The 26,484-nt window shown below is 47.4% G+C and carries 27 protein-coding genes; 19 read left to right on the top strand and 8 right to left on the bottom strand.

What is annotated here, in order from left to right:
* Nucleotides 1–25: 25 nt before the first annotated feature.
* A complete protein-coding gene (locus tag MPET_RS04615) occupies nt 26–1,990 on the top strand; it encodes a UvrD-helicase domain-containing protein (protein ID WP_148222185.1) in 1,965 nt (654 codons plus the stop codon).
* Between the two features lie 77 nt (nt 1,991–2,067).
* On the top strand, nt 2,068–2,448 hold the full coding sequence (locus tag MPET_RS04610) for a hypothetical protein (RefSeq protein WP_013328850.1): 381 nt from the start codon (nt 2,068–2,070) through the stop codon (nt 2,446–2,448).
* 22 nt (nt 2,449–2,470) lie between these two features.
* Here the strand turns inward: MPET_RS04610 and MPET_RS04605 are convergent, their stop codons facing one another.
* Together MPET_RS04605 and MPET_RS15480 are read right to left on the bottom strand one after the other, a co-directional pair.
* Complete coding sequence (locus tag MPET_RS04605; RefSeq protein ID WP_013328849.1) at nt 2,471–3,775, bottom strand: hemolysin family protein; 1,305 nt, start codon at nt 3,773–3,775, stop codon at nt 2,471–2,473.
* A gap of 93 nt (nt 3,776–3,868) precedes the next feature.
* Complete coding sequence (locus MPET_RS15480; RefSeq protein WP_013328848.1) at nt 3,869–4,270, bottom strand: MTH865 family protein; 402 nt, start codon at nt 4,268–4,270, stop codon at nt 3,869–3,871.
* 137 nt (nt 4,271–4,407) lie between these two features.
* Here MPET_RS15480 and MPET_RS04595 point away from each other — a divergent pair, with 137 nt between their 5' ends.
* From MPET_RS04595 to MPET_RS04545, 11 genes are all read left to right on the top strand, one after another.
* A complete protein-coding gene (locus MPET_RS04595) occupies nt 4,408–5,151 on the top strand; it encodes a winged helix-turn-helix domain-containing protein (protein WP_013328847.1) in 744 nt (247 codons plus the stop codon).
* A gap of 213 nt (nt 5,152–5,364) precedes the next feature.
* Nucleotides 5,365–6,762, top strand: a complete 1,398-nt coding sequence (locus MPET_RS04590) for a hypothetical protein (RefSeq protein ID WP_048130646.1) — start codon at nt 5,365–5,367, stop codon at nt 6,760–6,762.
* A gap of 24 nt (nt 6,763–6,786) precedes the next feature.
* Nucleotides 6,787–7,335, top strand: coding sequence for a YdcF family protein (locus MPET_RS04585; protein ID WP_013328845.1), 549 nt, complete (start codon nt 6,787–6,789; stop codon nt 7,333–7,335).
* Between the two features lie 199 nt (nt 7,336–7,534).
* Complete coding sequence (locus MPET_RS04580) at nt 7,535–9,112, top strand: ABC transporter substrate-binding protein (protein WP_013328844.1); 1,578 nt, start codon at nt 7,535–7,537, stop codon at nt 9,110–9,112.
* A 30-nt stretch (nt 9,113–9,142) separates the two neighbouring features.
* Complete coding sequence (locus MPET_RS04575) at nt 9,143–9,907, top strand: class I SAM-dependent methyltransferase (RefSeq protein WP_013328843.1); 765 nt, start codon at nt 9,143–9,145, stop codon at nt 9,905–9,907.
* 3 nt (nt 9,908–9,910) lie between these two features.
* The gene (locus MPET_RS04570) at nt 9,911–10,852 is read left to right on the top strand and encodes an ABC transporter permease (protein ID WP_013328842.1); all 942 of its coding nucleotides are present in this window, start codon (nt 9,911–9,913) and stop codon (nt 10,850–10,852) included.
* Entirely contained in the window at nt 10,845–11,756 is a 912-nt protein-coding gene (locus tag MPET_RS04565) for an ABC transporter permease (RefSeq protein ID WP_013328841.1), read from the top strand. Before MPET_RS04570 ends, MPET_RS04565 begins: the two co-directional genes overlap by 8 nt.
* Nucleotides 11,753–12,745, top strand: coding sequence for an ABC transporter ATP-binding protein (locus MPET_RS04560; protein ID WP_013328840.1), 993 nt, complete (start codon nt 11,753–11,755; stop codon nt 12,743–12,745). Before MPET_RS04565 ends, MPET_RS04560 begins: the two co-directional genes overlap by 4 nt.
* The gene (locus MPET_RS04555) at nt 12,730–13,461 is read left to right on the top strand and encodes an ABC transporter ATP-binding protein (RefSeq protein ID WP_013328839.1); all 732 of its coding nucleotides are present in this window, start codon (nt 12,730–12,732) and stop codon (nt 13,459–13,461) included. The genes MPET_RS04560 and MPET_RS04555 overlap by 16 nt, the downstream gene beginning before the upstream one ends.
* A gap of 214 nt (nt 13,462–13,675) precedes the next feature.
* Nucleotides 13,676–14,008, top strand: coding sequence for a hypothetical protein (locus tag MPET_RS04550; protein ID WP_048130644.1), 333 nt, complete (start codon nt 13,676–13,678; stop codon nt 14,006–14,008).
* A 31-nt stretch (nt 14,009–14,039) separates the two neighbouring features.
* Nucleotides 14,040–14,933, top strand: coding sequence for a hypothetical protein (locus MPET_RS04545; RefSeq protein ID WP_013328837.1), 894 nt, complete (start codon nt 14,040–14,042; stop codon nt 14,931–14,933).
* A 303-nt stretch (nt 14,934–15,236) separates the two neighbouring features.
* Here MPET_RS04545 and MPET_RS04540 read toward each other — a convergent pair whose 3' ends face one another.
* Complete coding sequence (locus MPET_RS04540; RefSeq protein WP_013328836.1) at nt 15,237–15,935, bottom strand: uracil-DNA glycosylase family protein; 699 nt, start codon at nt 15,933–15,935, stop codon at nt 15,237–15,239.
* Between the two features lie 211 nt (nt 15,936–16,146).
* On the opposite strand from MPET_RS04540, the gene MPET_RS04535 reads away from it, so the two are divergent.
* Genes MPET_RS04535 through MPET_RS04510 form a run of 6 tightly spaced genes read left to right on the top strand, consistent with a single transcriptional unit; the run spans nt 16,147 to nt 22,125 of the window.
* On the top strand, nt 16,147–17,718 hold the full coding sequence (locus tag MPET_RS04535) for an ABC transporter substrate-binding protein (protein WP_013328835.1): 1,572 nt from the start codon (nt 16,147–16,149) through the stop codon (nt 17,716–17,718).
* Nucleotides 17,719–17,757: 39 nt separating this feature from the next.
* The gene (locus MPET_RS04530; protein ID WP_187287583.1) at nt 17,758–18,477 is read left to right on the top strand and encodes a class I SAM-dependent methyltransferase; all 720 of its coding nucleotides are present in this window, start codon (nt 17,758–17,760) and stop codon (nt 18,475–18,477) included.
* The gene (gene nikB, locus MPET_RS04525) at nt 18,471–19,421 is read left to right on the top strand and encodes a nickel ABC transporter permease (RefSeq protein ID WP_013328833.1); all 951 of its coding nucleotides are present in this window, start codon (nt 18,471–18,473) and stop codon (nt 19,419–19,421) included. Before MPET_RS04530 ends, nikB begins: the two co-directional genes overlap by 7 nt.
* Nucleotides 19,405–20,247, top strand: coding sequence for a nickel transporter permease (nikC, locus tag MPET_RS04520; RefSeq protein WP_013328832.1), 843 nt, complete (start codon nt 19,405–19,407; stop codon nt 20,245–20,247). The genes nikB and nikC overlap by 17 nt, the downstream gene beginning before the upstream one ends.
* Entirely contained in the window at nt 20,244–21,209 is a 966-nt protein-coding gene (locus MPET_RS04515) for an ABC transporter ATP-binding protein (protein WP_013328831.1), read from the top strand. The genes nikC and MPET_RS04515 overlap by 4 nt, the downstream gene beginning before the upstream one ends.
* A complete protein-coding gene (locus MPET_RS04510) occupies nt 21,202–22,125 on the top strand; it encodes an ABC transporter ATP-binding protein (RefSeq protein WP_013328830.1) in 924 nt (307 codons plus the stop codon). Before MPET_RS04515 ends, MPET_RS04510 begins: the two co-directional genes overlap by 8 nt.
* Before the next feature lies 1 nt (nt 22,126).
* On the opposite strand, the gene MPET_RS04505 is transcribed toward MPET_RS04510, so the two are convergent.
* The 5 genes from MPET_RS04505 to MPET_RS04480 form a co-directional block, all read right to left on the bottom strand.
* Nucleotides 22,127–22,534 (bottom strand): arsenate reductase ArsC, encoded by a 408-nt coding sequence (locus tag MPET_RS04505; protein WP_013328829.1) that lies wholly within the window; start codon nt 22,532–22,534, stop codon nt 22,127–22,129.
* Nucleotides 22,535–22,631: 97 nt separating this feature from the next.
* Nucleotides 22,632–23,063, bottom strand: coding sequence for a nuclear transport factor 2 family protein (locus MPET_RS04500; RefSeq protein WP_013328828.1), 432 nt, complete (start codon nt 23,061–23,063; stop codon nt 22,632–22,634).
* A 182-nt stretch (nt 23,064–23,245) separates the two neighbouring features.
* The gene (locus MPET_RS04495) at nt 23,246–24,067 is read right to left on the bottom strand and encodes a hypothetical protein (RefSeq protein ID WP_013328827.1); all 822 of its coding nucleotides are present in this window, start codon (nt 24,065–24,067) and stop codon (nt 23,246–23,248) included.
* 273 nt (nt 24,068–24,340) lie between these two features.
* The gene (locus MPET_RS04485; RefSeq protein WP_013328826.1) at nt 24,341–24,865 is read right to left on the bottom strand and encodes a hypothetical protein; all 525 of its coding nucleotides are present in this window, start codon (nt 24,863–24,865) and stop codon (nt 24,341–24,343) included.
* Nucleotides 24,866–24,876: 11 nt separating this feature from the next.
* Nucleotides 24,877–26,004 carry a hypothetical protein gene (locus tag MPET_RS04480; protein WP_048130638.1) on the bottom strand — a complete coding sequence of 376 codons (1,128 nt, stop codon included), beginning with the start codon at nt 26,002–26,004 and terminating at the stop codon, nt 24,877–24,879.
* Between the last annotated feature and the right edge of the window lie 480 nt (nt 26,005–26,484).

The raw sequence follows: 26,484 nt of genomic DNA, 5'->3' as shown, positions 1-26,484 counted from the left end.
ACCAAAAATTAAAGATGAAGATATTTTGTGGGCTACAAAAATAATGGGACTGCCCCCAGATGCATTCGATGGAGAAAGAAAAGAAGCCTTAAAAAATTTATCAACTGTTGATATCCAGGCTTGCCCAGGAAGTGGAAAAACAACATTATTAGTTGCTAAATTGGCAATTCTAGCAAAATACTGGACCAATAATAAACAAGGGATATGTATTTTATCTCACACAAATGCCGCCAGAAAAGAAATTGAAGATAAACTTGGAAATACAGATTTAGGTAAAAAACTCCTTTCTCATCCACATTTTATAGGAACTATCCATGGTTTTTTTAATCAATATATTGCACTTCCTTGGATTAGGTCAATGAGATTTCCCGTTACAATGATCGATACCGAAGTTGCAATAAATTATCGATGGAAGAGAATACCTCAAAAGTATCAATCAGGTATATCAAAAAACCACCATGAACCGTTAAATATTCTTTCAGCAACAGACATTTTGGGTAATCCTCGCCCTATATCTTGGGGAAAAAGTCTATTAAAGCCCGAATCTCAGACTTACCAAAAAATTAAAGGATCAATTAATGAAAGCTTCGAAAAAGGGATTTTTACATATGATGAAGTTTTTGTATTTACAAAAGATGCCTTAAATAAAGTACCTTCATTAAAAAATAGTATCCAAACTCGTTTTTTGATATGTTTTGTTGATGAAGCACAAGATTGTACTGAAGAGCAAAATTTAATTTTATCCAAGATCTTTCCTTTTCCGGATAAAAATATTATCAAACAAAGATTTGGTGACGGAAATCAAGCAATTTTCCACAATTACAATGCTAATGAAAACGTTAAAAGCGAACCTTTTCCGCAAAACGGATATCTTACCATTTCAGACAGTCTAAGATTCAATCAAAAAATTGCTAAACTGTCAGATCCTCTTGGTTTGATTCCATATAATATGGAAGGTAAAGGTGGCCAAGTAAACAATAATTCAAAAAATACAATAATACTTTTTGAAAAAGAATTTATTAAAGATGTTTTACCTACATTCTGTGATATCATTTTTAAGAATTTCTCACAAGAAACAATAGAGTCCTTAAAAAAACAAGATGTTTATGCAGTAGGTATGGTCCATAAAAAGCCAGACAATTCTGATAAATATACTGTTGTATCTTATTGGACAAATTATCACCAACACAGAAATAAAAAAGATTATAACCCTAATTTGATGATAGACTATCTAAAACTTAGTATTAATCTAATAAAAGAGAATCACGATTTCAATTATGGATTAAACTTTTTTTCAAAAGGACTAATTCGATTTATTAATGAAAATGCTGGAACTGAAAAGATCTATAATATAAGAAATCCCTATAGATTTATCTCAAATCAGCTTTTATTAGAAAATAATGGGAATAAGGAGTATTTAGTTTGGTTATATGAATTATTTAAACTAAAAAATCTAGACGAAGAAAAATGGAATGGTCACATCAAGCCAAAATTATTGGAGATGGTAAAGATTATTAGTGATGGTAATTTACCACATGATTTATCTTTTTTTAATTGGGATGATTCTTCAGAATTTATATGTTTATTTGATAAAAGCGTAAATATTCAAAATAATTTCCATTTTAACGATGGAGAACGTCAATTAAACATCAATTTAGGCTCAATACACTCAATAAAAGGTCAAACTCATTTTGCTACATTGGTATTAGATACATTCTGGAAGGGAAGGGAATTTAAAACAAATTTAATTTATCTTATAGATTGGCTAACAGGTGATGTAAAAGGCAGATCTACACAGAATTCAAATAATAATCGCTTAAAATGTCATTATGTAGCTATGACACGTCCAACTGATTTGCTATGTTTGGCATTACCAATATGTTTTACAAATCCTGATACATGGGCCAAATTAAGAAGTCGTGGATGGGATCTTAAATTTCTAGGTTCTAATGAATACAAAGAAAAAGTAACATTATATAATTGGTTTTAATTGCAGTATAAATTATAATTTTCTTACCTTTAGATTATGTTGCGAGTATAAATACAACATCCTGAAATATTTCCATCATGGAACCAAACAATTTCGATAGAATTCATGATGACATGAAAGAATGGGATAAAAAATTAGACGAAAAGGAAGAGTTCAGCCAACTTCTTTCTAAAAACTCTATAACTTTGTTATTAATCGATCATATTGTAAATATTGAGATCAATCAAAACAAAATCATTGAGATGCTTGAAAATAATGAAGATCATTGGGTACTGAAACAACTTCCCTCCCTTTTCATAATGTTAACGGCAATGCTAATAGCATCAATAGCTTTATTTAAAGAGCCATATGGATTTATTCAAATTATTTTCACAATGATTTTTGTAGCTGTGGCTCTTATTGGCATAGCTTTAGTTGAGAGAAATAAAATTATAAGAAAAAATTCCCATAAAAAATGATATACAAATCCATTCACTTTTCTTAAGATCCCTCCCCCGCCTTCGAAACGATCACCTTATCGACACGGTTCCCGTCCATGTCCACCACCTCGAACTTAAAACCTCCCTCCACGAAGTGATCGCCCTCCGCCGGCACCCTCTGAAGGACATACATCACCAGGCCGGCGACAGTATCGTAATTGCCCCCTTCCTCCCCCGGCAGCTTGTCCAGCGGAAGGATCTTTTTCACCGCGTCGATGCGGGCCATTCCGTCGACCAGCCATGACCCGTCCTCCCTTTGGACGAACGGCTCCTCCGCCGGCTGGCCGGGCTCGCGGACAGCCCCGACGATCGCTTCGAGGATATCGTGCAGGGTTACGAGTCCGCTTATGTCGCCGTATTCGTCCGTCGCAAGTGCAACGTGAAACCCGGCCTCCCTGAAGCATTCGATGAGCTGCAGTACATGGAGAGTCTCTGGCACGAAAAGAGGCTCGGTGACCGCTGCCCTGATATCCGGTCTCCCGTGGTCGGCCATAACCGCGAGAACATTCTTCACCGACACAACACCGACGATATTGTCCAGGTCTCCCTCGTATGCCGGGAAGTTCAGGTGGCCGGCCTCTTTCATTTTAAGCAGGTTCTCCTCGTCCGGGTCTTCAAGATTCAGCGCGACGATTCCGGAACGGTGAGTCATCAGGGATTCGACAGTCCGGTCGCCGAGATCGAATACGCATTCGACCATGTGCTGTTCGGCCTTTTCGAAGACCCCCGCTTTCGTCCCCTCCTCGAGCATGATCCTCACGTCATCCTCTGTTACAGCAGGTCCGGGACTCTCCTTCACCCGCAGCAGCTTCGTGACCGCTTTGGTCGAAAAACTGAGGATGAACACCAGCGGAGCGGCCGCTTTGGATAAAATCCGCATTGGCTTAGCAACTTTCGACGCGATATCCTCCGCATTATTAAGTGCAATCCTTTTCGGGACGAGCTCACCAAACACGAGGGTCAGGTAGGTTATGGCAAGGACCACAAGTGTAATGCTCAGCGCCTCGCTGTAAGGTGCAAGAGTAGGATAATCCGTAAAAAAATCCGAAAGCTCCGCGGCCAGCGTTATACCGCCGAATGCTCCCGCGAATATGCCGACGAGCGTTATACCTATCTGGATAGTCGAGAGAAAATTCGTCGGATCTTCCGCAAGCTCCAGGGCGGCGGAGGCACGCTTGTCCCCGCTCTCCGAGCGCCGTAGCAGCCGGGTCTTTCTGGCGGACACTATTGCAAATTCCGACATTGCAAAAAGACCGTTAAGTCCTATTAACAGTATTATAATGACGATCTCGACGAGCCAGGACATTTACTGATGATAATACTTCGCGAATCACATTTAATAATTTATGCAGGAAAAGGCCTTTCGAAACCAAAAAAGCGGGGACGGGGTAATGACGAATCAGAGCCCTGCCCTTGTTACGATGACATCCGCGACGTCCTTCGCACTTTTGAACGGAAAGTCGGAGGGTTTAAGCAGCGTTCCGGCTTCTCCTGCGGTCATCTTCAGGTCACCGACGCAGCATGTCGTGTCGGCCCCGTCAGGGAACGCAGCGATGAGGTCTTCGGGTGTTGCAATCGGGAACTTCGCACCGGCGAGTGCCCCGGTGATCTGTGCATGGATCTGGTCCTTTACCGAAACGTTTCCCTCGTCGATCATCGCCGCTACATCTCCGGCGGCCTTTGCGATCGAGCAGTCGGGGCTGTGGGTATCGCACCCGAAGCATGCACTCTTGATCGTCTTCAGGGATTCTTCCGCCTTCTCAGCAGTCACATCTTTTCCTGTGTACTTCCATTTCGACATCTTTGTCACCAGAGTTAGTATGAGAGGTATAAATATATACTTGAGCGTCAGTAAAATATACTAAGGAAGAGCGATACAGAATAATGACCTCAACCCTCATTAAAAAGTAGCTGAGATATAATAGCGGGTGAAAGATCGTGGAAGCGATACAGGATAGCCGGACGGAGATCGGCGAACTGAGGACCGAGATCTCCGAGCTCAGGAACGAGCTCAAACGGTTCATTACAAATTCCAACAGGCAGCACATCGATTCTGTGCTCGAAGAGCTGAAAGACAATTACGCGGATCTCTTCAGGAACCAGCAGGTCGAGACAGCGAAGGGAGATCTCTCCGCCCACATGGTCGGAAACTGCGCGATGCGGGAGAACTGCTTCGGGGTATTCATGGAGTTCCTGCAAAACACGGCGAGGCACATAAAGGACGGAAACGTCTCGGACGAGATCATCAGCTCGTACAGGGATGAGCTGGAGAATCTCCGGAGCAAAGGGCCATTCGAGAAATGCGACACGTGCTTCTCCGAGGTCAGCCGCCTCTTCGAAAAACAGGTAGGTCTCATGGCGTCGCTCGGCATATACAACAGGACCGGAGGCGAAGACGATATAACGGAGATCGACGACGAAAAAACCGTCAGGGAGATCCTCGAACCGGTTGCAAACATCCAGAGGTTCCAGATCTTAAAATCGCTCATCACACAGACCAGAACCTTCTCCGAGATCTCGCAGATGACCGGGCTCCGCGGAGGAAACCTTCTCTTCCACATCAAAAAACTGACCGACTCGGGGATGATCTTCCAGGGGCACGAAAGGGGCGATTACATGATTACCGAAAAGGGCTACAGGACGATGAAGGCGATCTCGGAACTGGCCGGGCAGGTTTACTAAAATTTTGTCAGGGTCACCTGGATTTTAGCTTTTTTTCTAACCTGGATTAAATTAATTTATATTTTCATCGACCTGCCGGGTATAAAAAAATTTAAGCTCTTCATAATCTACAATATTTTCATGGGGCAGTATGAGCAGTTACCTGAAGAATTTTCTAAAAATTTCAATAAGGTTATTGTTAGAGCAGAAGAATCCATCCGGAAGACCGGAGGATTGAAAGAAAAGATCAGGGATAATCCCGAGTTTAAAAAATTCTACGGGAATGAAATCTACACTGAATACAAGGATCTGTTTACTGATACATGTCCTTCCTATTACCGGATAGAATCGGGCAATGTTTTAGATTTCATACTTAAAAGCAAAAACCCGGTAATCGTTTTTTTAAAGCCGAATATTTATAATGAGGAGCAGTTCATAAAATACCTGGGAATAAGCGTAAATCATTTTTTTGAAATAATGAAGGAAGAAAAACCCGGGATAATACCTTTTTGTGATAAACCCGGATCCTATAAGATAGATTCGGGTTCAGGCAAATACAACCCGTTTTATGCGGAATTATTCAATGAATGGTTCGACAACGATTTATTAAGCAAAAGACCGCCTCTTTATGGAAATGCACTTGAAAGTGCATTCATCCGACCTGCCCCTAAACAGAATGATCTCTGGATAGAATACAAGGAAGAGCTGGAAAATAATTTCCCCAATATATACCATGCAAAAGTCCAACCTGATAAAAAACTGGACAAACATGAATTTGGAAATTATTTCGCCGAGAGACTGGCCCGTTTAGAGATGCTTGACCTGATGCCAATCCATGAGATTATTTGGAATATGCTGGTTCAATGCAATAATTCACAAAAGCAGCAGGATCTGGATGTGACTGCCAGGCTGATGTTTTATTGTCACCAGATATTCTCGGTTTCGACATTTTACTCGAAGGGATCTGTTCTTACCCTGTCAAAAAACGACTATGATAATATATTATATAGCCTGAACAGAATGGCCAAGGAACTATCCGATTCATCAAAATTCGCACCGCAGATGAAAAATAAAATTCGAAGGATTCTTCCTTCCCTGTATGGCCTGTCATCACGTCAGATTGCAGGGATAGAGGAAAAACTTCCGCTTTGTTTCCCGGGAGATCTCGGATCTGAAAAACAACTGGAATTATGGCAAAAGATGATGAAAAACGATAGTCTCTACGATGACAGAACGGATTGCATGAAATATGAAAACGAATATACCAAATCACAAAGCGATTATGTTCAGGGCTTCAGGGAACTCGGTAATCTGAATGAAAAATGGGAACCCTTCTATGAGGAGATGAAAAATCTCAGGGATTCTTATATGAAATATTCGCTGGGTCCGTATAAATGGGTCAGGTCTTCGTGCGAAGTCTTATCGACACTGCCTCTGGGAAACATCTCCGGTTATATAATCGATATTTTATCCGAACAGGATATAGGAAGTTTCTTCAGCCCTCTGGTCGAAGCAGGACCCGCTTTTGTAAATTGCCTCGTGCAGAACAAAAGTTTTGAAAAAGAATTAAACATCTGTACAGGATCGAAACTGTTTCAAAGTTTCTCCGTGAGCGTATGGCAAAAAGGGTAAATATAGACCGCCCAAAGAAAATAAATGATGCCTAAAGATGAAACTACGGTCATTATTATTTTAGGAAATAGACTGCAATCCAAACAGATCCACCAGGAGCTTAAAGGAAGAATGGATTGCGGACTGAAGGTTTTCCGGGAGGAGGGCGGAATTCTGCTCCTCTCCGGCGGAAGATCCAATCCGGAAATAGACGTTCCTGAATGCGGGATAATGAAGGATTATGCTGTCGGCCGGGGCGTTGATCCCTCAAATATAATTACTGAAGATTCATCCCTGGACACTATAGGGAATGCTGTTTTTTCAAGAGAAATCGTCGATAAACTGGATGCTGTTTCAAAAATTTTCGTGATTACCTCCTGCTATCATGTCGAAAGGAGCAGGTACTTATTCGATATGTGTTTTGGTGACAGATATCTCCTTGATTTTGAACCGTGCTACGAATGCCCTGGCGACCCTGGACATGAAGAAGAAAGTATGGAAGAGGCAATTCGGTTTTTTAGAGGTATAGAACGAGGCGATATCGAAAAAATCATGGAAGGGTTATATTTGCAGCACGATCTCTACAAATTTTAATTTCATAAATTCACCTGTTTTTATTTCTTATATCACCGAATACCATTACTTTAGATATTTTTTAGTTATAACAAAAATTAAAAACGTAGTACTTTATTATTAAAAAATAAAATATCCTTATCTGAGTGGTATTAACATTCCGGGATTTTTCATAAAATTAGAACAATATTCGGGATTCTTTTATGCCACTGGTGATTTTATGAGAAAGACCATTGAAAATTCTCATCTGATTCTGGTTGCTGCCGCACTCATTGCATGTTTGATCATAGCAGGGTGCACTTCCTCAACAGATACGAACAACAGCTCAGGTGAAAAGGTTTTGAGAGTAGGCGATCTGTGGACCGTCTCGTCGATAAACCCGGGGGACGGACACGATGGTGGAACCTTCGTAACCGAAAAAGCGATCGTCACCGAAACACTCATCGGTGCAAACGACAACTTCGGGCTCGTCCCGAACCTTGCGGAAAGCTGGGAGCAGATCAACGACACGGTCTGGGAATTCAAGCTCAAACAGGGAGTCAAATTCCAGAACGGCAAGGAGATGAAAGCAGACGATGTCGTTGCATCGCTCGACGACACTATAAGGCTCTCCCCGAGCACTGCACTGCTCATGTCGTACGATCATGCAGAAGCAGTCGACGACTACACGGTCAGGGTCTATACGACCGAACTGAATCCACTCGTCCCCGGCGTCCTCCACTACCCGGACACGGCCATAGTAAGCCAGGACTCGTATGACGAAAACGGGAACTTCATAAAGCCGATCGGAACAGGCCCGATGATGGTCGAGTCCTATGACGAACAGACAGGCGAACTTGTCGTCGTCAGGAACGAAGACTGGTGGGGCGGCGATCCCGGAATCGACAAAATGATTCTCAAGGGATACGAGAGCCCTGCGACACGTGCAATGCTGATTGAAAACGGTGACATCGATTTCACCTGTGATCCGCCATACAGTGAAGTAGAACGTCTCAATGCGACGGATGGAATTCATGTTGAAGTCTACAACACGCCGAGACTTTACAAGCTGGACGCGAACCTCGGGCACGAGGCAATGGCCGACCTGAATGTGAGGAAGGCGATCTCGTACGCAATCGACAGGGACGGAATAGTTGAGAACGTCCTTTACGGTGTCGGAACATCCGCAGGAGGCGTTTTCCTCCCGTCGATGACATGGTCGAACAAGGAGCTCTCTCCCTACCCGTACGATCCGGAGCTTGCAAAGCAGTACCTTGCCGAATCGGGCTGGACCGACACGGACAACGACGGAGTACTTGAAAAGGGCGGAGAAAAGCTCAAGGTAAAGATCTTCACATATACCGAGCGCCCGGGACTTCCACCCATGCTCGAAGCAATAGCCGCGAACCTGAGAGACGTCGGGTTCGAAGTGGAGGAGACCTCCATGGAGAACAGCGCCTTATCATCCGCGATGGGAGACGACTGGGACCTGTACCTGTCGGCGACCAATCTTGCGATGGTGCCCGACCCAGAGTATGTCCTAAAGAGCTGGTATACTACGAACGGAACATCCAACAAGGCGGGATACAGCAACCCGACCGTCGATGAGATGATCGTGGAGGGCCATTACATAAGCGATCTCGACGAGCGCTACGATCACTTCCGCGAGATTGAAGCCATCGTCTACGACGATCTTCCAACGATCAACGTCGCCTACTACGGTGTCGCAATCGTCATGGATGACGATGTCGAAGGATACCAGTTCGACCCGACAGCTCACGACTACAGAATTGACCCGTTTATGACAATCTCGTCATAAACCTTTTTTGACCGAAACCAGGGCAGAATAATGGACGACAAATCACTAAAATCCGAGATAGCGGATTCCTGGAATGCCGAGGCGGATTATTACGATTCGCATGTCTCGCACGGAATCCAGACAGGGGAGGAGAAGAAACTCTGGATCGAAGCCTTCGAAGCCGTTCTCCCGGCGGGAAACGGTCCGCTCGACATCCTGGATGTCGGCTGCGGCACAGGTGCGATGGGGCTAATCCTCTCCGGGATGGGGCACAACGTAACCGGCATCGACCTGTCCGAAGGAATGATGAACATCGGAAGGAGGAAGGCAAAGGATACCGGTCTTTCGATGGTCTTTCAAAGCGGCGATGCGGAAAATCCTCCCTTCGAAGACGGCACGTTCGACTGCGTCATCAACCGCCACCTGCTCTGGACGCTCCCGAATCCCGACGCGGCACTCGGCAACTGGTGCAGGGTGTTGAAGGCAGGGGGAAAGGTGCTTGTCATCGACGGACTGTGGGACGACGGAAAACTCAGTACAAAAACAAAGAGAAAAATCAGCAGAACAATTGCCAAAATCGTCGAAAAACACCCGCACGAGAGCAGATACGGCGAAGATCTCAGTAGTTCCCTGCCGAACCTCGGGGGCGTCCCGGAAGAGAAGGCAAAGGAATATTTCTCGAAAGCCGGCCTTGCGGAGATCTCCGTAAAAAGCCTGGCTCATATTCGTGAAAACCAAAAGAAACGGCTGAACTGGTACGAGAAATTAAACGCTTCATGGAGTTACTATCTGGTTTCGGGTGTAAAACGCGGGTGAAACATGCATTACTATATAATGAAGAGAACGGGCTACCTGGTCCTTACGTTGCTGATAGCCTCGATCTTCACATTTGTCGTGGTAAATGCAATTCCCGGCGAACCTGCCGAGGTTCTGACGAGGCACCTTTTCCTGGGGCTCGAGGAGGCGGCACCGCCCGAGATGGTCGCCGAGGTTGCTGACCGTTTCGATCTCAACAAACCGCTCCTCGAGCAGTATACCGACTGGGTGACAGGGGTCTTCCGCGGAGATCTCGGGGATTCCGTACTGTTCAACAAACCGGTTACAAGACTTCTCGCACTCTCGATCCCGCCGACGATAATCCTGACGACATTTTCGATGGCCTTTGCACTTATATTCGGGCTCCTGCTCGGGATATACTCCGCAATCCACCAGAACGGGATAAGCGATCATATCATCAGGTTCATAACGATCTTTTCGGTCTCTATGCCCGGCTTCTGGGTCGCGGTGATGCTCATCCTGGTATTCAGCATATGGCTGGGCCTGACGCCCGTTGCGGGATACGGCGGGATACAGTATATTATCCTCCCGGCAATCGCACTCGGCCTTCACACGATGGCCTCGGTTACAAGGATCATGAGGACGAGCATGCTCGAGACGATGGACAAGCCGTTCGTCATATTCGCACGTGCCAAAGGCCTGCCTGCAAACAGGGTCATATTCAGCCATGCGTTCCGGAACGCGATCCTTCCTGTCTTAACCGTAATCGGGATGTCCTACGGCGCCCTTCTTGCCGGCTCGGTCGTAATCGAGACCATATTCGCGTGGCCGGGAGTAGGGGCTCTTTTGATGAAGGCGATCTCCGCACGTGACACGGTTTTGATAGAGAGCACGATCATGGTCATCGTATTCATGTTCCTGATCGTAAATTTCGTGATCGACATTTTGTATCACGTAATCGACCCGAGGATTACCTATGAATGAATATCCCGGAATATTTGAAAAGAAGCGGCAGAAGTCCCCTGGGTACCTCGAAGATATGAAAAAGTCCGACTGGTATCTCAGGCTGAAGCAGAGGCCGGGGCTGAAGGCGGTATTCGTTCTTATAGGAATAGTTCTTCTCCTGAGTATATTTGCCCCGTATCTCGCCCCACAGGACCCGAATGTAGTAGACCTTTACGATAAAAACCAGGGGCCTTCGGCAGGGCACCTGCTCGGGACAGATTATCTCGGCCGGGACCTCTTCAGCCGCGTCATCTGCGGACTCCAGACCTCGATGGCGATCGCCCTGACCACGATCGTATTCTCGTTTATCATAGGGGTCGCCGTCGGGGGCTATTCGGGATACAAGGGCGGCTGGGTCGACAATGTAGTAGCGAGAGTCATCGACGTGTTCCTTGCGTTTCCGTCGATCATTCTCGCACTCGCACTCATAACGCTCATCGGGCCGGGAATCCTGAACATGGTGCTGATGCTCGCGGTCGTCCAGTGGGCATCCCTCGCACGTCTCATGAGAGGTCAGGTCCTCTACGAGAAAAACCAGGAGTACGTCCTGTCGGCACGGGCCTCGGGATTTTCCGGGAGCCGGATCTTAATCAGGCACATCATTCCCAACTGCGTCATGCCGGTTGTCGTTCTTGCGACGATCGACATCGGCCATACCATACTTACAATCTCAACTCTTTCATTCCTGGGAATGGGGATTCCCCCGTCGATTCCCGAATGGGGTTCGATGATCAACTCGGGGATCTCGTACATGAGGATAGCGCCGCTGAACGTCATCGTTCCGGGTATCGCGATTACGATCGTGACCCTTCTCTTCAATATGGCAGGGGAAGGAATCCGTGACATCACCGACCCGAAATCGGACGGGGAGGGGTCTATATGAACGAACTCCCGGGGGAGACGGAGGACGGGGAATATATCCTCGAGGTCTCGGGGCTGAACGTTACATTCCATACGCACAGGGGAGACATCAGGGCGTCGCAGAATGTAAGCTTCAAAATCCCCGAAGGCGAGATCTGCGTCCTGGTCGGGGAGACGGGCTCGGGAAAATCGGTTATCGGCCAGGCGATTCTCCACCTCCTGCCCTCAAGTGCGGGAGTCTCCGGCAACATCAGGTACCTCGGAAAAGAGATCCTGTCCCTCAGGGAGAAGGACTTTTCCCGCCTGAGAGGGAAGGAGATCTCGCTCATCCCGCAGAACCCTTCCGGCTCCCTCGACCCGCTGATGAAATGCAAAACGCAGATCTCCGAGGTGATGGAATACGTGAGAAAGATTCCGAAGGACCGCCGGGATTCCGAAACGATGAGCATACTGGCGGAGCTTGGCTTCCCCGATCCGGGTACGGTTGCAGAGTCGTACCCCCACGAACTATCGGGCGGAATGCGCCAGAGGGTTGCGACCGGGATCGCGATGGCCGCGAAACCGCGGTTTATGGTGGCGGACGAGCCGACCAAAGGGCTCGATTATGCCGCAAGGAAGTCGACGATCGATCTCTTCCTCCACTTAAAAGAGGATCATCACGACTCGATCCTGATGATTACGCACGACCTGGAGCTTGCCCAGACTGTCGGGGATACGGTGGGAGTTCTTTATTCCGGCGAGATTGTGGAGTTCGGGCGGTGCGTGGATGTCTTCTCCGACCCGAAGCACCCTTATACGAAAGGGCTCATCGCAGCACTCCCGAAGAACGGAATGAACGCAATGCCGGGGATGTGCCCCGGGCTTACCGATCTCCCTAAAGGGTGCTACTTCTATGACCGGTGCCCGGAACAATGCGAACCGGGGGAGACGATACACCCGGACCTGGATCTTTCGGTATACTACGACCCTACGGAAAACCGCGGGAGGTGCGTGCGATGTCACATGTCCTGAAGGTGAGGAACCTCTTCAAGACATACGGCCACGGGGATATCTTCCGCGACGTGACGTTTACTCTCGACGCCGGGGAGACTCTCGGCGTATTCGGGATGAGCGGGTGCGGGAAGTCGACACTCGGGAGATGCATAATCGGGCTGGAAAAAAATTACAGGGGCGATGTGGAGTTCAACGGGAAGAACCTGAGGAGGCTCTCGAACAAGAAGTTCAGGCTCGAACGTGCCCTTATGCAGATGATATTCCAGCACCCGGAGATGTCGTTCGACCCGAAGATGAGAGTTATCGACAGTGTCACCGAACCGGTGTGCTATCATTTCAGAAAGGATCGCGAGGATGTCTTCAGTGAACTTAAGCCGCTGATCAAGGCGGTCGGCCTAAGGCCGGACCAGTTCTACAGCTACCCTAACCAGCTCTCGGGCGGAGAGATCCAGCGTGCAATGATGGTCAAGATCTACTCGCTCTCACCGAAGTTGATCGTCGCGGACGAGCCGACGTCCATGCTCGACATGTCGGTCCAGGCACAGGTGCTCAACCTCATGAAATCCCTCCAGAAGGAGAGGGATACGGCGTGCGTCTTCATCTCCCACGACCCTGAGGTCATGAGGATCATGTGTGACAGGATCGCAGTTCTCGAGAAAGGCGAATTCGAGATCATGTGCAAGAGGGAGTTCGACGATTATTCGGAGAATTTCCACGAGGGGCTGCCGTTATAGTTCCCCTTTTTTTATTTTTTTTAAGTTACACTGTTCCGGGCAACAAACCTTCCTGACATGAGTTATGAAGAGAGGGAGAGACTGAACAAATTTGTATGGAAGATTAAAAATCAACTGAAAATTGAGGAAGGAAAGAAGGAATTTTTTCCACTCTTTTGCTTCCCTCTCTCACAGGAATCTATATATATTGACGTCTCAACAACAGACACATCCTATGTTGAAAAAAATCTCATTCCGTCTGGGTATGGAAGGAGGGCTCTTAATCGGCATCTGCCTGGGAGTATTGACAGCTGCAGCGTTTATCTTATGTATGCTCCTCCTTCTTTCGCCCAATGAAACAGCCATTATTGTTGTGACCGTGGCTCTGATCCTTGCATCAATACTATGCTCGGGGATTGTGATTTGGATGCAGGACAGGAGAAAAAAATCCCAGACAGAGCTATGTACCTGCCGGTACAGAAGTTCGCTCTATACCTATTGCAGGAAGTGCGCCCTTAAGGAAATTGGAAATAATCCTCCTGAAGAGATGAGTTCGCCTGAAAAGTAGCTATCCCTGAGGTTAGCCGCAAGAGAGTTATATGAAATCACCTGGTATAAAATCTCAGATCAACTCACCAGAGTTAAATGACCTGGCAGTCAGCGCTCTCACCGGCGTAATTATCATTATTATTCTGGTGCTTATCATGACTTCAGTGATTTCTCTTGTATTTTTTAGTTTAATCGGCGGCGTCCCCCTGCAAAAAAACGCGTATATTGTTGCCGAAGCAAAATATAGTACAAAATATGGCTATCCGCTTGTCTCACTATTCAATAAAGCCGGAGATACCGGCCTTTTTTCCGGTTCGGGCAGTGGTTATCCTATTGAAATTCAGATCTCCGCTGCAGGGGAAATTAAAACTGCAAGCCCCGATACTGAAAATCTTAAATGGACACCGGGAACATCTCTGTTTATAATGCGGACAGATGCCGGATACACAATAACAGACAATCCGGACGGAACAAATAAAACACCTCTGGCATTTCCCGGTAACGAGATCACAGTGGCAGTCATTGATACTGCCAACAACATATTAATCTTTAGCCAGAAGGTTAAAACAGATAGTTTCGGCAATTTCACCACATCAACGACGACTACGACACCAACAATCAACGCAACTCCAACATCAACAACAACACCGACTGCAACAGCTACTGCTACAATTTCGACAAATAAAATAAAGATACTATGGTCCCCGGCCACATACGGATACGCCTCTCTGTCTCCGCCCGAGCCTCTTGTAAATTCAAAGCAGATCAATATCCCCACAGGAAGCAGCCAGACAGTTTACTTCGTCCCGGATGACGGACGAGCAGTTCTGACAATCAAATTAGACGGGGCTATTGTTTACAGCGGATCCTCCACAGGATCCACTATACAATATACTGTATCAGACGTGGCAGAGGATCACATCCTGAGAGCTACGTTTGGATAGCCGGATTTTTAGGAAAATATCTTTTAAATCACCAGTTGAAATACATCACAATAAATCCCTATAAATATCACAATTTTTTTAGATCAGATAAAAAGAGAGAAGAATACGTCTAGTACCCGGCTTTCACCGACAGGGGACTATTGATATCAAAACCCCCAACGTTATGGTCGTCTTATTGAGGCAATATTGCCATGGAACCGCCTTTGGAGTTGCTATCGCAGGCTACACACTGTGTCCTTGTTTTGAGTGCAGCCGGGTGTAAACCAGATGGCTCAAATCACTTAAAAATGAAAAGTCGGGCAATCACGGGTTGGTTTGACACTCCATAACGAGTTCCCGGATCTTTTCCTCAAGCATCCTTCGTTTCTGCTCGTCCTTCGGGAACCACGAACCGTTGTTCGCCCCGGAAGGATGGGGGAGATGATATATTGTGATCGCACTGCCGGAGAGGATCTCGTTTCCCGTTCTGTCGAACCACCTCTCCATGTCCCTCCCGAGGGTAATGATGAACCTGATTCCCTCGCGGGAGGCATATTCGATCTCGGACTTGAGCCACATGTCGGCACAAAGCCGGGCGTTTGTTCTCCTGAAATTCAGGGATTCCAACTTTTTCTTATCGGTGCAGCACTTGTGAAGATGCGTCCAGTATACTGAATTGAAAAGAGTGTCCCTGAAGTTTTCCAGTTCTTCCGGGGAGAGGGGATCTTCCGTACATTTCCCGCTGAACCTTTCAATCTTATCGAAGGTCCAGTCAGGAATTGCATTGCAGTGAAAGAGCTGCTCACGCCATTCGGGAAGAGGCAATGATCCTGCTTCATTATAATATGGAATGAACGCCGTCGTGGGATATCTCGATATGATCATTCCGGCGAAAGGGTGATCCTGTGGTGGAGGAACCCAGACCGCAGGGATTTTGGAGTGGTTCCTGAGTCCGCATTCTTCCGGGCAGGAGAAGGATTTGTTCATCCCGACGAATTTTTCAAAATGCCCGCTGAAATCCATTATTATTTAATGTGCAATTTACGGCATGTAATTTTTCCTTGATTTTAAATCACAGCAATTTAATCGCGATATGAAGCGGGGCCTTTGAAAAGGCAAACGATAAATTTCCTTAAAACCGTTCACAGTTCGTCTACAGATTCCAACGAAGCAAAAAACATAATTTAAACAGTATTACTCATTAATGATTATCTACTAACCAAGGGGCATTTTTGTGATTAAACGTCTGAACTCAAACAAACGAATACTATTCGCGTCGATACTGGTATTATCCGTATTTTTGCTTTCGGCAGGATGTACGCAGTCCGGCGGGGATAACAAGTCCTCCCTTTCGATCGTCATGAACTTCGGGCCCGATACCGGTGGAAGTCTCGATCCTGCAAACGGCTGGGAAGGCTGGTACGTAAGACAGGCCGGCATTTATGAAACACTCTTCTACGGCGATGAGAACATGGAGATCAAGCCCGAGCTTGCGACAGGCTACACGCAGGTCAACGATACCGTATGGCAGATCATGCTCCGCGACGACGTATACTTCCACGACGGGACGAAGATGGACGCCGACGCAGTAATCTTCTCGCTCAGCAGGGTTCTCGATCCGTCGAACGACAGGTCGTACGAGTACGACTTCATCAAAGAGATCAGAAAGGTCGACGACTATACGATAGAGATCGAAACGACCGAGCCCTATGCACCGCTCATCGCCTCGCTTATCGATCCGATAATGTCCATCATCAGCCCGAACATCGCTGACGTCGACACGCAGCCCGAGGGAACAGGACCCTACGCGTTCGTCTCGTTCGAACCCGGTGCATCGATGGACCTTGTGGCAAACGAAAACTACTGGAAAGGAGATGTACTTAACGAAAACCTCTACATGATCTACAACTCGGATGCGGCGACACGAACGCTCATGCTCAAATCCGGCGATGTCGATATCGCAAAGGACATCCTCCCGAGCGAATATGCAGGCCTTGAATCCTCCCCGGACACGGACGTATTTTCCAAAGAGACGCTTCGTACCTACTTCATATACATAAACGGCCACAAGGCTCCGTTCGACGATGCAAGGGTCCGCCAGGCGCTCTATTATGCAACCGACCGGCAGGAGATCGTGGACACCGCCCTCGAAGGTGTAGCGGGAAGTCCGGCGGCGACGATGTTCACGAACACCATGCCCTGGAACGCCAACGACATGGTCGAGCAGTATGATTACAGTCCCGAAAAGGCCCTCGAACTCTTTGCAGAAGCAGGAATAACACAGGGCGAAGACGGAAAACTATACTACAACGGCGAGCCCTTCTCGGTCGAGATCCAGACATATCCCAATCGTGCGGCACTCCCGGCGACTCTCGAAGTAATAGCGGCACAGTGGGAGGAGATCGGGATCGACGTGGTCACAAAGATTGCCGATTCAAGTGCAATCAAGGCCGACGTCAAGTCGGGCGATTACGATATGGCACTCTACACTTGGAATACTGCCCCTACCGGCGACCCGGACTACTTCCTCTCGGGCCACTGCCTTTCGACCGGAGCCTATGCATCGACGTGGCTCAACTACTCAAATTCACAGGTAGACGAGTGGATTCTCGAGGCACGTGCCACATTCGACGAGGATAAAAGAGCCGAATTATACGACGACGTCCAGGCTCAGGTCATGGAAGACGCACCGATGATCTTCGTGTTCTACGCGGTCGAGAACGACGCGACAAGATCGGATGTAACCGGATTCCAGATCTACCCGAACGACTACACGTTCGTGACAAAGGACATCGCAACTGCATGAAAAAAGATCAAAAGCACATTCAGGGATATTATGAATAAAATGACAGATTACAAGGAAAAGATAGCGGATTACTGGAACTGGCGGAGCACGACATATCACGAGGAGTTCTCGGATCTCATCAAAGAGGAGATGGAGGTCTGGAAGAAGACGCTGTCGGAGTATATCCCTGAGGGAAAGACGATCCGTGCCGCCGAGATCGGGACAGGACCCGGTGTCCTTGCCCTCGCCCTTGCGGATCTTGGGCATTCGGCAACAGGAGTCGATCTCTCCGAAGAGATGATAAAGAAGGCCGCAAACAGAGCAGAGGAGCTCGGGATCGATGCAAAATTCATGCAGGGCGACGCTGAAAACCTCTCCCTCGACGACGGGGCATACGATCTCGTGATAAGCAAATATCTCATGTGGACCCTGCCCCATCCCGAAAAATTCCTCGAAGAGTGCCGGAGAATTCTGTCGCCGGGCGGAACCCTGGTCCTGATCGACGGCGTATGGTTCAACGAGGCTGACAAAGAGCCCGAACCGGATTCGGAGACTTATTTCGAGGAATGCTACCAGGACATCAAAGAGGCGCTCCCGCTCTGTAAGGGAAACACCGCCGACAAAGTGACAGAGATAGCCGCAGAGCTCGGCTTTTCGGACGCGTCGTGGCAGAGCCTCTCGGATTATGACAAATTTTTAAGAGAGCATTCCAGTCCGGAAGACTATGCAGCGTCATACCTCGCACCTCCGTATATCATATATGCAAGAAAACCATGCTGAGAGAATACTTCATCCGCAGGCTCCTCTACATGGTGCCTGTGCTCCTGTTCATCTCGTTTCTGAGCTTCTCGCTGATCTATATCGCACCGGGCGACCCGGCGGAGATCATGATGACAAGCCCGGGCGGCGGCGTGAACGAGGAGGCGGTTGAAGCGTTCCGCGTCGCCCACGGCCTCGACCAGCCGTTATACGTTCAGTATTTCAACTGGCTCGGGAACGCCGTCACGGGCGATTTCGGATATTCCTACATGAGCGAGCAGCCGGTCTTCGAGACGGTCCTGAACGCGTTCGGCAACACCCTAACGTTGGCCGTTCTCGGGCTGATCATCGCACTCGCGATTGCGATCCCGGCGGGAATCCTCTCGGCCGTGAAGCACAACACGATTGTCGACTCCATCTGCCGTTTTTTTGCGCTGATCGGCGTTTCGATCCCCAACTTCTGGCAGGCGTATCTCATGATAGTTATCTTCTCGGTCATACTCCACTGGCTGCCGGCATCGGGTTTCGGGCACGGGACAGACATCTCGTACATGATCCTCCCCGCACTCGTGCTAGGGACGAGTTCGGCCGCGGTCATAATGAGAATGACGAGATCGAGCATGCTGGAGGTGATGGGAAAGGATTACATCACGACGGCGAGAGCGAAGGGTCTGCCCGAAAAGACGGTGATCACCCGCCATGCACTGAAGAACTCCCTTATTCCGGTAATCACGGTAACGGGCCTCACGATAGGATTCCTGCTCAACGGCTCGGTCATCGTCGAGACGATATTCGGGTGGCCGGGGATCGGGAACCTTGTCGTGAATTCGATCCTTTCGCACGACTACATGATGGTGCAGGGAACGATCCTGTTTGTCGCGATAATATACCTCGCAGTCAACTTCGTCGTGGATATAGTCTACGTATGGGCGAACCCGGAGATACGCTATGAGAGAGCTTCTTAAGAACCGGCAGATCGCTATTTCCGTCGCCATACTGGCATTCCTGGTCTTCATCGCTGTATTCGCGGATGTGCTTGCACCCTACGATTATACCGAGAAGAACCTGCAGGACAGGCTCCAGCCGCCGTCTTTTGAGCACCTGTTCGGGACAGACCAGCTGGGAAGGGATATCCTGACGATGGTGATGTACGGTGCACGCGCCTCGCTCTTTGTCGGGTTTACGGTCACGTTCGTATCGATGATGATCGGGGTCTCGATCGGGATATTTGCAGGATATTACGGCGGATGGGCGGACGAAGTTCTGATGAGGCTGACCGACAGTTTCCTCGCGTTTCCGTCAATGTTCCTCGCTCTCGGGATCACGGCGTTCCTCGGGCAGGGGCTGGAGAACATGATGATCGCCCTTATTATCGTAGAATGGACGGTCTTTGCAAGGGTGGCACGAGGCTCGACGCTCGACATAAGGACGAAAGGATATATCCGGGCCTCACAGTGGGTCGGGGCGTCGGACGGATATATTATCGCGAGACACATCCTCCCGAATATCGTAACGCCGGTTCTCATCATGGCGACGCTCGGAATAGGAAATGTGATACTGGCAGCGGCGGGACTGAGCTTCCTCGGCCTCGGGGTCCAGCCTTCGACGCCGGAGTGGGGAGCGATGCTCAATGCGGGCAGGAGCTACTTCTCGTCGGCCCCGTATATGATGTTCTTCCCAGGTTTCATGATCATGATAACTGTCCTCGCCTTCAACTACTTCGGCGACGGGCTCCGTGATGTTCTCGACCGGCACATGACTGCAACCGAACTGGAGGGGAGGATATCGTGACGGACGAAAAACCTGCCCTGCTTGAGATCGACAAACTGTCCGTGTTCATACATACCCACAGGGGTTCAGTCCGGGCGGTAGAGAATACAACATTTACTATAGAGAGAGGGGAGACTTTCGCACTCATCGGCGAGTCGGGGAGCGGGAAGTCGATACTCGGGCTCGCGGTGATGAGGCTGCTTTCCCCGGCCGCTGAAGTTTCGGGAGCGATCAGGCTGAACGGCGTAGATCTCACGGATCTGCCGGAGAAGGAGATGCAGGAGATCAGGGGGAAGATGGTCGGGGTGATCGCCCAGAACCCGTATCTCTCGATGAACCCGGTGATGAAAGTAGGGGACCAGATCGCTGAGCCGATGGTGACCCATCTCATGATGAACAGGGAAGAGGCGAAGGAGAGGACGCGTTCGGTCCTGAAGTTCTTCGACATCACCCCGCCGGGGGTACGCTACCGCGAATACCCGTACCAGTACAGCGGCGGAATGCTCCAGCGTGCGATGGTCGCGATGGGGACTGCGGCGGAGCCGGAGCTGATTATCGCAGACGAGCCGACTAAGGGCGTGGACGTTATCAGGAAGAGAAACATCGCCGCGACATTCCGGAAGGTCACCGGGAACGGGTGTGCATTTCTGCTGATTACGCACGATATCGAATTTGCGAGAGCGATGAGCACCAGGATCGGGGTGAACTACTGCGGGCAGATTCTGGAGATCGCACGGACGGGGGATTTCTTTGAAGAGCCCCTGCATCCGTATTCGAAGGCCCTGCTCGAATCTCTCCCGGAAAACGGGATGAAGCCGATCCCCGGAGATCCGCCGTCGATGATCGATGTCCCGGAAGGATGCAGGTTCCATCCCCGCTGTCCCCATGCGACGGAACGATGCAAAACGCCTCCCCCGTTTGTAAAGATCGGAGCCGGAGAAGGACATGGCGAAAGATCAGTGAGGTGCTGGCTCTATGCTTAAAGGGGAGAATCTCATCAAGGTCTATTCCTCGGGGATTATCTCGCCTGTCGAAAAGACGGCGGTCGACGGGGTGAACATAGAGATCGGCGAAGGGGAGACGATCGCGATCGTCGGGGAATCCGGGTGTGGGAAGACGACTCTTGCGAAGATGCTGATGGGGCAGATCGAACCTACCGGCGGCGAGGTGTACTTTTCGGGCAGGAAACTGACCGCGATGAAACGCAGAGAACTTAGGAGCCTGAGAACTTCCTTCCAGTTGATTCCCCAGCATCCCGACGATGCGGTCGATCCCCGTTGGACAATAGGGAGATCGGTCGCCGAGCCTCTGGCGATTGCCGGGAAGATGAGCAGGGAGGAGATCGAAGACGTCGTGGACGGCCAAATCGCGGAGGTAGGTCTTGGCGGCGAACTGAAGGAGAGGTATCCGCACCAGGTCTCGGGGGGGGAACTCCAGCGGGCGGTGATCGCACGTGCGATGACGCTCGAACCGAAGGTGATTATCTCCGACGAGGCGACCTCGATGCTGGATGTATCGGTGCAGGCACACGTGATGTCGGTGCTGAAGAATCTTCGGGAGAAGAGGGGACTTTCACTTATTATTATAACGCACGATCTCGGGCTTGCAAGAGCGGTGGCCAAAAGAACTTACGTGATGTTTGCCGGCGAGGTAGTGGAGGAAGGGGCGGATGTGTTCGAAAACCCGCTCCACCCTTATACGAGATCTCTTCTTGAGGCGATGGAATACTCGGATATAGAAGATACCGTGATTGAAGAGTGCGAGGTTCCGGCCGGTGAACATGTGGGTTGCAGGTATTATGGAAGGTGCAGCGAACGGACCGACGAATGCCGGAAGAAGCAGGCCCTCCGGGATTGTAACGGGCATAAGGTCCGGTGTATAAATGTTGATGAACACTGACTTAGCCGAATTTTTCGTCGATGAATGAGATAATCACATCCCTGACTTCCCTGAAGACTTCAAGGATCTCTTTCTCGCTTCCCGAAGCTCCGGAAGGATCGGGGAATCCTGCATGAATCCTCTCATCGGTCCACGGGAACATGGGACAGGCCCCGTGTGCGGCGTCGCAGACTGTTACGAGGATATCCATCCGGACCCCAAAGAACTCGTCGATCTTTTTTGACCGGTGACCCGAGATATCGATTCCGATCTCGTCCATCACCCGGACGGCATACGGGTTCACGGATGTGACCTCTGTTCCGGCCGAAAACGCCTCATACAGATCCCCGTAACTTGAATTAAGGTAGCCTTCGGCCATCTGCGATCTGGCGCTGTTGTGAGTGCATAAGAACAGGACTTTCTTCTTCACTTTTTTTCACTCTTGCGGAGGGTTGGTTTTGCTGTTAGATATTACAACCTAAAAATCGGAAGAGAAAAATCTCTTCCTTACTGCACTTCATCTCTCTTCAGGCGCCGGGGAAGGACTGGCCTTCGGACTGCCCGCCGTAGGGAACGGAGAAGTGGATCTGCTCGATGACCCAGCGGTTGCCGTTGTTTCTCAGGACCATCGTCGATCTGCCGCAAATGGTCTGTTTCTCCGATCCCGGGACGGTGAATGTGAGGGCGCTCCTGGTCATGACCCACGCCACCGTCCCTTCGCCGTGGATCTGCGTCTCCGTGAATTCCACCGCTTCGACGTCCGCCTGGCTCATATCGCGTTTGATCTGTTTTGTAAAGGTTTCGTGATCCCTGATTTCCTCGTCCGGCCCGCTGCCGAACCCGCAGATGTTCTGAGAAAAGATATTCATCATTGCATGAAAGTCCTTTGTCTTGTACGCGGTTGCATATGCTTCCATCGCCGCCCGCACTTCTTTTTCCTGTGCCTCCGTTAGACTCATGGTAAGGGGTTATCTGTTCCGGTTGTATTTGGTTTTTTTCTTTTTTGGATCTCTTAGAATGGTGAGCTTTGCTGAGTTCCTCAATTATGCACATGTTCTAGAAATAACGAATATAAATGATTTAGAATAGAGATTTATTGAATTTTAGTAACATTTTATCATATAAAATAAGATAAATACATCTAACAAATATCTTCAAAAATTTGTAATTGGGCAAGTTTCTCATATGGTGAGCCATACTTCTTGATATGTCCATTATACGCTTCTTGATTAAGATATATATTAATTAATTGATCAATTTTGATGTTTAGTAACCATATATTAAATATTGCCTTCTGTTGATCATTTTCCTCCTTTATCTGACAAGCAATAGAAGTATCACTTGTTGCACTTATCCATTGAGGTTCAAATTCTTTTGTTTTTATTCCATCCATCACGGTTTTTATAATCTGTATAAATTCAGTAGGATTAAAGGTCTCTCCTGGTTTCTGAGTTGGAAACAGAAATACTGGGACTAAATGGAATCCCACAATTTCTTTTAAATTACGATGGGTATAAGGATTTCTTACTTTATTAAGAAAATATCTCAAATACAATATATCATCATAATCAAGGATATTTTCTTTTAGAACATATTCAACAACATACCCAAATGTGTGATTTTTACCGTTTAGTAATTTTCCAGTTTTAATTAGAACAATCTCCTTCACTGTGATTTCTAAGAGTTGCCCTATCAATATAAGTCCAGCATCATAAAGACCAGATGCAATTGAAAAAAACGCTTGCTTATAAATAGAATATAAATTGGAATCACTAAAATCTGATTCCGATAATAAATCAGGCATAATTGGAAGATTAAAATCTAAATTTTCATTAATTATACCTTTAATCCCATCATTGACCATATGAATTTCATTTCTACAAATATTTGCTTTTGAAGGGATAGGATCACAAATAAATTTACCTCTTTCAAAATATCCTTTCTTTTCCTCATCATATATCATAAAGACTACCAACAGATAATTTATTGAAAATAAGATAGATTTTTACAATCTTAAAATATATCCAAACGAAAAACAAACATCCCTCATCAGACATTCCTCACACCTCGGATTATTCGGCCTACAACAGTTCCTCCCGATCTCCCGGCAGGAAAGATCAAAGATTTTCGGATACTTCGGGTTTAACTCCTTTGCCTTATAAATCAGCACGTCGGAACCGTCATTCTCTTTGATCAGCCCGATTTCCAAACATAACCTATGACCTGTGTTTTTTGTTTATGGAAACCATATATCACTACTATTGAATGCAAAAACAGCGGTACCATTCCCATCGATAAGGCTGGTATAGTTTTCCAGTCGTTCCTTTCCATAAAGATCTCCGGGTATAACAACCTCAAATCTCTCAACAATTTCCTGCGTTTCATTGACATAGAAATAAACATCAATGCCCCGGTAAACAACCCAAAGCGTTGGTCCGCAACTCAGGTTCCATCCTTTTGGTCTGGATGGCATAAAATCAATTATTCCTTTGATACCGCTCCCATGACTGAGCATTTCTGCCACATTTTTATCGCACAGGGCAATCCGTGCTACAAAAGATGCATTTGTACGAATCGATTCAGAGCCAAGGTAGGGGACAGTCGAAACATTAACCCCGGAGATCCATTCTTCGGAAAGATTACATTTGGTTGTGTTGTTTATGACAGGCTGGTCTGGCCCTTTAATTTCCTGATCAATACAACATGCGGCATGTCCTATTAAAAGCAACATCAGAAGTAAAATAAAAAAAGAGATTTTCATTATTTTCACTTTCAATTGGCTGTTTTTAATTCTACATCAGTTCCGGATATGATGTTTACATCCAGCCCGCTCAGTAGTTGTTGCGCCATTGATCCATAATATTCACTAAATGACATTGTTACTGTACTGCCTCCATTTTTAAATACCATGTTATAGAACTCAGTATCCCCAGGCACATCTGTATTGTCATCAAAATAATAACCTTCCAGGGTAACATAGGCTTCCAGGTTGGTATGGCCTGAAACTACGTTAGTCCAGACCGTTGAAGATGTTCCTGTTGTTAGATCAGATAGCTGTACATACCATTGATCGTAAGTATCACTCCAATACAATCGACCTTTCAACAGATCACCTTCTGAAACTTGTATCCTGCTGCCAATATCATCCTCACCTAATGGAGTAGCGCCCCATGCTGCTGCTGTCCAGTATGTGCCTGTGTCAGGACGATTCCATTCCAGTACTGGCTGAACTATTCCTGGTCCCCCACCATAAGGACTAATGCCATTAAACAAATAAATCACCTCAAGGCTCTCTGAACTTGGAGGATGGTCTGGAACATACCAATATGCATCAAACTGGGTTAATGAACTAATTGAAGCGTCTTCAGCCCATTCTATCCATTCATTAGACCTAGAATTTGACTGAATTTCTGTTCCAGATCGTTCGATTGCTTTCTCATTGATTATAGTAAGTATCAAATTTCCTTTTTCATCAGTTACAAAAGTTTGATTTCCTTTGTGATATGAATGAGACTCAGTCGGAACTAAATGAATAAATGTTGCCGGTTTTATGACACCTGCCGATGTGGGGATCATCGCTGAATCTTTATCATTTGCATAGAATAATGCTTTTCCCTCTTGATCGAATACTTTTGTCAAACCATCATCTGTATGGTAAATAATCGATCCCGGAGATATAGAAAGGACTGATTCATCTGAAATAGGACTCAGGGGTAGATTAACTTCTTTAAGTTGGACAGAAGATTCCAGATCTAATGAAGGTGTGACAAAATCTTTTGCAAATTCTGTAGATTCTGCACTAACAACCGAAACGAACATTGTTCCAGCGAGTGCCACTATCATGAGCAGGCCCAAAGCCCGCATTGTTTTTTTCATTTTCATTTTTTCACCTACATTCACAAATTAGAACCCGGAAAAAAGGAGAAATTCAAGACTTGTGTGATCTTGTGATTTCCTGAGGCTCCTCTGAGATTCCAGGCTCATGCGGGGGGTAGATCCCTGAACAGAACAACCGATATGCAAATCTTAATCTGCATTGATGCCGACAAAGATGAATGCCGGTTGTATTTGCCGGCGGACGATCGGGGAGATAAAGGAACGAAGTTGACTGCTCTGACCTTTCTTCCCTAATGTCTCAAGCGGGTAAATTTTTCAGGAAAGCTACGGGTGAAGGATCGCTTCCCGCACCTTGGCCCCCAATTGAGAGTATGTGTTTAACTCTTTAATAACGACTTTCACCATGCTCTTGAACAACTGATAGTGATAACTGAATAAAAATGTTTGATTGAAGGATTTTAATGATCTACTTTATGAAATAATTCTAAATCAATGTTTTTTTGTATTAACAATAGAGATCTGTGCCGAAATTTTTCTCTGCGC

This window comes from Methanolacinia petrolearia DSM 11571 (assembly GCF_000147875.1).
GTDB classification, from domain to species: Archaea; Halobacteriota; Methanomicrobia; order Methanomicrobiales; family Methanomicrobiaceae; genus Methanolacinia; species Methanolacinia petrolearia.
The sequence above is the reverse complement of the archived record's forward strand: the minus strand, read 5'-3'. Positions and strand labels throughout refer to the sequence as shown.

Coding starts and splice junctions, on each gene's coding strand:
- MPET_RS04570 (WP_013328842.1), top strand. CDS start 9,911: ATGCATTACTATATAATGAAGAGAACGGGCTACCTGGTCCTTACGTTG.
- MPET_RS04500 (WP_013328828.1), bottom strand. CDS start 23,063: ATGAGTCTAACGGAGGCACAGGAAAAAGAAGTGCGGGCGGCGATGGAA.
- MPET_RS04575 (WP_013328843.1), top strand. CDS start 9,143: ATGGACGACAAATCACTAAAATCCGAGATAGCGGATTCCTGGAATGCC.
- MPET_RS04605 (WP_013328849.1), bottom strand. CDS start 3,775: ATGTCCTGGCTCGTCGAGATCGTCATTATAATACTGTTAATAGGACTT.
- MPET_RS04610 (WP_013328850.1), top strand. CDS start 2,068: ATGGAACCAAACAATTTCGATAGAATTCATGATGACATGAAAGAATGG.
- MPET_RS04485 (WP_013328826.1), bottom strand. CDS start 24,865: ATGAAAATCTCTTTTTTTATTTTACTTCTGATGTTGCTTTTAATAGGA.
- MPET_RS04540 (WP_013328836.1), bottom strand. CDS start 15,935: ATGGATTTCAGCGGGCATTTTGAAAAATTCGTCGGGATGAACAAATCC.
- MPET_RS04555 (WP_013328839.1), top strand. CDS start 12,730: ATGTCACATGTCCTGAAGGTGAGGAACCTCTTCAAGACATACGGCCAC.
- MPET_RS04550 (WP_048130644.1), top strand. CDS start 13,676: ATGTTGAAAAAAATCTCATTCCGTCTGGGTATGGAAGGAGGGCTCTTA.
- MPET_RS04545 (WP_013328837.1), top strand. CDS start 14,040: ATGAAATCACCTGGTATAAAATCTCAGATCAACTCACCAGAGTTAAAT.
- MPET_RS04530 (WP_187287583.1), top strand. CDS start 17,758: ATGACAGATTACAAGGAAAAGATAGCGGATTACTGGAACTGGCGGAGC.
- MPET_RS04510 (WP_013328830.1), top strand. CDS start 21,202: ATGCTTAAAGGGGAGAATCTCATCAAGGTCTATTCCTCGGGGATTATC.
- MPET_RS04565 (WP_013328841.1), top strand. CDS start 10,845: ATGAATGAATATCCCGGAATATTTGAAAAGAAGCGGCAGAAGTCCCCT.
- nikC (WP_013328832.1), top strand. CDS start 19,405: ATGAGAGAGCTTCTTAAGAACCGGCAGATCGCTATTTCCGTCGCCATA.
- MPET_RS04560 (WP_013328840.1), top strand. CDS start 11,753: ATGAACGAACTCCCGGGGGAGACGGAGGACGGGGAATATATCCTCGAG.
- MPET_RS04580 (WP_013328844.1), top strand. CDS start 7,535: ATGAGAAAGACCATTGAAAATTCTCATCTGATTCTGGTTGCTGCCGCA.
- MPET_RS15480 (WP_013328848.1), bottom strand. CDS start 4,270: ATGTCGAAATGGAAGTACACAGGAAAAGATGTGACTGCTGAGAAGGCG.
- MPET_RS04585 (WP_013328845.1), top strand. CDS start 6,787: ATGATGCCTAAAGATGAAACTACGGTCATTATTATTTTAGGAAATAGA.
- MPET_RS04495 (WP_013328827.1), bottom strand. CDS start 24,067: ATGATATATGATGAGGAAAAGAAAGGATATTTTGAAAGAGGTAAATTT.
- nikB (WP_013328833.1), top strand. CDS start 18,471: ATGCTGAGAGAATACTTCATCCGCAGGCTCCTCTACATGGTGCCTGTG.